The organism is Hyphomonas sp. (assembly GCF_040882205.1).
Lineage (GTDB): Bacteria > Pseudomonadota > Alphaproteobacteria > Caulobacterales > Hyphomonadaceae > Hyphomonas.
In genome coordinates, this window is sequence record NZ_JBBEBT010000192.1 from 1 (window position 1) to 3,722 (window position 3,722).

4 protein-coding genes and 2 pseudogenes are annotated in these 3,722 nt (G+C 65.9%); 4 read left to right on the top strand and 2 right to left on the bottom strand.

Annotated elements, in window-relative coordinates:
- Nucleotides 1-721: pseudogene (locus WEA77_RS07890) on the bottom strand (hypothetical protein); the annotation flags it as partial.
- Nucleotides 722-795: 74 nt separating this feature from the next.
- Here WEA77_RS07890 and WEA77_RS07895 point away from each other — a divergent pair.
- Nucleotides 796-1,797 carry a patatin-like phospholipase family protein gene (locus WEA77_RS07895; protein WP_368067320.1) on the top strand — a complete coding sequence of 334 codons (1,002 nt, stop codon included), beginning with the start codon at nt 796-798 and terminating at the stop codon, nt 1,795-1,797.
- On the opposite strand, the gene rsmD is transcribed toward WEA77_RS07895, so the two are convergent.
- On the bottom strand, nt 1,794-2,354 hold the full coding sequence (gene rsmD, locus WEA77_RS07900; RefSeq protein WP_368067321.1) for a 16S rRNA (guanine(966)-N(2))-methyltransferase RsmD: 561 nt from the start codon (nt 2,352-2,354) through the stop codon (nt 1,794-1,796). The genes WEA77_RS07895 and rsmD overlap by 4 nt on opposite strands.
- Nucleotides 2,355-2,466: 112 nt before the next feature.
- Here rsmD and WEA77_RS07905 point away from each other — a divergent pair, with 112 nt between their 5' ends.
- From WEA77_RS07905 to WEA77_RS07915, 3 genes and pseudogenes are all read left to right on the top strand, one after another.
- Entirely contained in the window at nt 2,467-3,249 is a 783-nt protein-coding gene (locus tag WEA77_RS07905) for an enoyl-CoA hydratase/isomerase family protein (protein WP_368067322.1), read from the top strand.
- A 61-nt stretch (nt 3,250-3,310) separates the two neighbouring features.
- Nucleotides 3,311-3,499, top strand: a complete 189-nt coding sequence (locus WEA77_RS07910) for a type II toxin-antitoxin system VapB family antitoxin (RefSeq protein ID WP_368067323.1) — start codon at nt 3,311-3,313, stop codon at nt 3,497-3,499.
- Nucleotides 3,496-3,722, top strand: a pseudogene (locus WEA77_RS07915) (VapC toxin family PIN domain ribonuclease); the annotation flags it as partial. The gene WEA77_RS07910 and the pseudogene WEA77_RS07915, both read left to right, overlap by 4 nt.

The following is a 3,722-nucleotide window of genomic DNA, read 5'->3' on the forward strand; positions in this document are numbered from 1 at the left end:
GCAGGCGCGGCCGCCGCTCGGTCAGCACGTCCGCGCCCTCAATGGAGACACGCGCAAAACCCGCCCGCAGCGCCGCGCTCGCCGCCTCCGCGCGGGCAAGCGCCTTCACCTCTTTCGCCAGGCCCGTGATGTGTAGGTCGAGGCCCGAGGCCGTCTCCGTCACCAGGAGGCCGATACCGTCCTTGCCGTCGACGAGATGGCCCGCGATCTCCTTAAGTCGCGGCAGCGCCGCCACAATCGCTGGCCGCGCCACCGGGCATTCCGAAATCGCCACCAGCTCATGGCTCTTGCGCGCATGGAATCCCACCAGCACCTGCTTGCCGTTCCGCTTCGCCGTGAACGCCGCGCGCCGGCGCGAGCCGGGCGGCGTGATCCAGGTCTCGGCAATTTCTGCCTCAAGGCCGCGCGCACTCAGGGTACGGACGATCTGATCCCGCTTGAAGGCCGCGTAAGGCACCGTTGCCATATGCTGCAGCGTGCAGCCGCCGCAGCTGCCGAAATGCCGGCAGGCAGGCGCGGCCCGGTCCAGCGAGGGCGTCAGCACCTCCAGCAGCTTCAGCCGCTCGCCCGCGCCCTCCACGCGCACCGTCTCGCCCGCCAGGGTAAACGGCACATTCACCGGGCCGCCATTCTCCTCGGCGCGCCCGTCGCCCTGCGCGCCGACCGAAAGGATGGTTAAGCTGCGCGGGCCGGAGGCGGGGGCGTCTTGCAAGGCAGGCATCCGGTCTCCGGGGGTGGCGGTGATGTGCGCACCCCGTTAGCAGGGGCGCAACGCCTGTGCAAAGGAGACCCGCGATGGCCAAGGCCAACGGAAAACCCCGCCCCATCAGCCTTGCCCTTCAGGGCGGCGGCGCCCACGGCGCCTATACATGGGGCGTGCTGGACAGGCTCTCGGCAGATGAAAGCCTGAAGATCGAGGCTATCTCCGCCACTTCTGCCGGCGCCTTCAACGCAGTCGCCTATGCCGCCGGCCTCGCCAAAGGCGGTCCGGAAGGCGCGCGCGCCGAACTTGCCTCCCTCTGGCGCAAGGTCTCCGATGCCAGCTCCGCCCTCGGCGCCTTCGGCGCGGCCGGTTTCGCCATGGCGACGGCCCTGCAATCCCTCGCCAGCCCCTACGACCTCAACCCTTTCAACTACAATCTGCTGCGAACGCTCGTAGATTCGGAGATCGATTTTGAGGCCGTGCATGCCTCCGGCCTGAAGCTGTTCCTGTCGGCCACGAATGTCGAAACGGGCAAGGTGCGGGTATTCTCCAAGGCCGAGATCAATGCCGACGCCGTGCTCGCCTCGGCCTGCCTGCCGCAAAGCTTCCAGGCGGTGGAAATCGACGCCACGCCGTACTGGGACGGCGGCTTCATGGGCAACCCCAGCCTCTTCCCGCTGGTCTATTCCGGCGCGCCGGCGGATGTGCTGCTCATCATCCTCAACCCTTTGGAACGCCCCGGCACACCGAAGCGGGCCGCCGAAATCCAGGAACGCCTCAACGAGATCAGCTTCAACGCGTCGCTGATCGGCGAGCTGCGCGCCATCGCCTTCGTCCAGCGCCTGATCGACGAAGGCATGCTGAAGGAGCCGATGCTGAAGAAATACCGCAGGCTGAACATCCATGCCATCAAGGGTGGGCAGGACCTGATCGGCTACAACCTCGCCACCAAGTCCGACACCCGCTGGCGCTTCCTCAGCGAACTCCGCGACAAGGGCTACGAGACGGCCGACCGCTGGCTTGCCGAGTGCGCGAAGGATGTCGGCACCAGGAAGTCGAGCTTCGACATCAGGAAAGAGTTTCTGGAGAGCTAGGCCCGCTTCAGAAAACTCACCCGCGCCGCGCCGTAATCGCGCGCGTCCAGCAGCGTCCAGCCGGGGAACATCAGCCTCTCGTCCGATCCGGTCTCGGCGACCACCAACGCGTCCTCGCTCAGCCATCCTCCGCCCGCGAGGCAATCCAGCGCCGGCTGCACCAGCGCCTCGTGATAGGGCGGGTCCAGGAAGGCGAGCGTGAACGGGCCACCGATGCCGGCGGGCTTGTCGCCAAGGTCGCTCGCCGAGCGCCGGTGCAGGCGCGTATTCCCGAACAGGCCGAGGGCCTCGATATTGTCGCGGATCGCGCCGCGCGCGCCGGGGTCGGTTTCCACGAACAGGCAGAAGGCCGCGCTCCGGCTCATGGCTTCCAGCCCCAGCGCGCCGGAGCCTGCGAACAGGTCGATCACCCGCGCGCCCTCCAGCGGCGGCGCCCAGTCCGCATGCGCGATCACGTTGAACAGGCTCTCCCGCGTCCGGTCACTGGTCGGCCGCGTGCCCATCCCCTTGGGAGCGATGAGGACCCGGCCCTTGTGCTGTCCGGCGATGATGCGCATGCGTTTGATCCAGTTTGAAGCTTCCCGCGCTTTAGCATGACCGGGAAACTTGAACAGCCTTGCGCTGTCCGGGATGCAAGCGCAGTCTGGCAAAAAAATCAGGAGGCACCCCATGGCCAATGTTACCACCAGCACTAAAGGCGCCACGCGCCTAATCCGTTACGCCAATCCGCCGCGCCATTACATGACCGCCGAGGGCGCAGGCCTGATGCTGGCCGCCGTGCAGCAAGCGGTGGCCGATCCGGCGGTCCGTGTCCTCGTTCTGACGGGTACGGATGATGTCTTCGTGCGCCACTATGATGTCGCCGAGATTATCGCGGTGGGTGAGGCGGTGCGGGCTGGGCAGCTGAAGCCGGAGGATTTCGAGCGCGGCGGCTTTGCCGACATGATCCAGGCAGTTTTCAATTCGCCCAAGCCCGTCATCGCCGCCATCAACGGTGTCTGCATGGGCGGCGGCTTTGAACTCGCGCTCGCCTGCGACCTGCGCATCGCCGGAAACCAGGTGCCGCTGATCGGCTTGCCGGAAACCCGCGTCGGCATCTTCCCGGGTGGAGGCGGCACGCAGCGCCTGCCGCGCATGATCGGCGAAGCCCGCGCGCTCGAATTCATCCTTCGGGGACAAACGGTCAATGCGACCGGCGCGCTCGAACTGGGCCTCGTCAATGCCGTCGCCGCCGACGCCGTGGGCGAAGCGCTGACGCTCGCCGAAGAACTCTCCGCGCGCGGCGCCGAAGGTCTCGCCCATGCCAAACGCCTCGTGCGCGGCGCCCTCACATGGGGCCTCGACGCCGGCACCCGCGAAGAGCAACACGGCTTCCACGAAGTCCTGAAGGCGGACAGCGCGATGGCCGCGATGCAGGACTTCCTCGCAAATGGGGAAGACATTACACGCTGAACGAATGACTGGACATCGGGCATCATTTGATGCTGCATTTGATGCCATTGGAGGGCGTTCGATGCGCACAACAGTTAATCTGGATCACGAACCGCTGGCGAAAGCCGCAGAGATGACGGGTATTGAAGAAAAGCCTGCGCTCTTGCGCGAGGCGCTCAAGGCGCTCATCTCGCGTGAAGCTGCGCGCCGTCTGGCGCTGCTTGGAGGGAGCGATCCGGCCGTAACCGCTGCGCCGCGGCGTCGCTCTTGATCCTCGCGGACGCTTCCGTCTGGATAGATCATCTCCGCAAGTCCAACGCGCGTCTCGCAGAATTGCTTTCTGCAGGCAGAATCCAGACTCATTTCCACATCGTTGGAGAACCTGCGCTAGGTTCAGTCCGTAATCGCACAGATTTTCTCGGTTCAATGGTTCAGCTTCCGTTTGCCGTTCAAGCCTCGGATGGTGAGGTCCTTTCGCTGGTCGGGCAAAAGCA

Coding starts and splice junctions, on each gene's coding strand:
- WEA77_RS07895 (WP_368067320.1), top strand. CDS start 796: ATGGCCAAGGCCAACGGAAAACCCCGCCCCATCAGCCTTGCCCTTCAG.
- rsmD (WP_368067321.1), bottom strand. CDS start 2,354: ATGCGCATCATCGCCGGACAGCACAAGGGCCGGGTCCTCATCGCTCCC.
- WEA77_RS07905 (WP_368067322.1), top strand. CDS start 2,467: ATGGCCAATGTTACCACCAGCACTAAAGGCGCCACGCGCCTAATCCGT.
- WEA77_RS07910 (WP_368067323.1), top strand. CDS start 3,311: ATGCGCACAACAGTTAATCTGGATCACGAACCGCTGGCGAAAGCCGCA.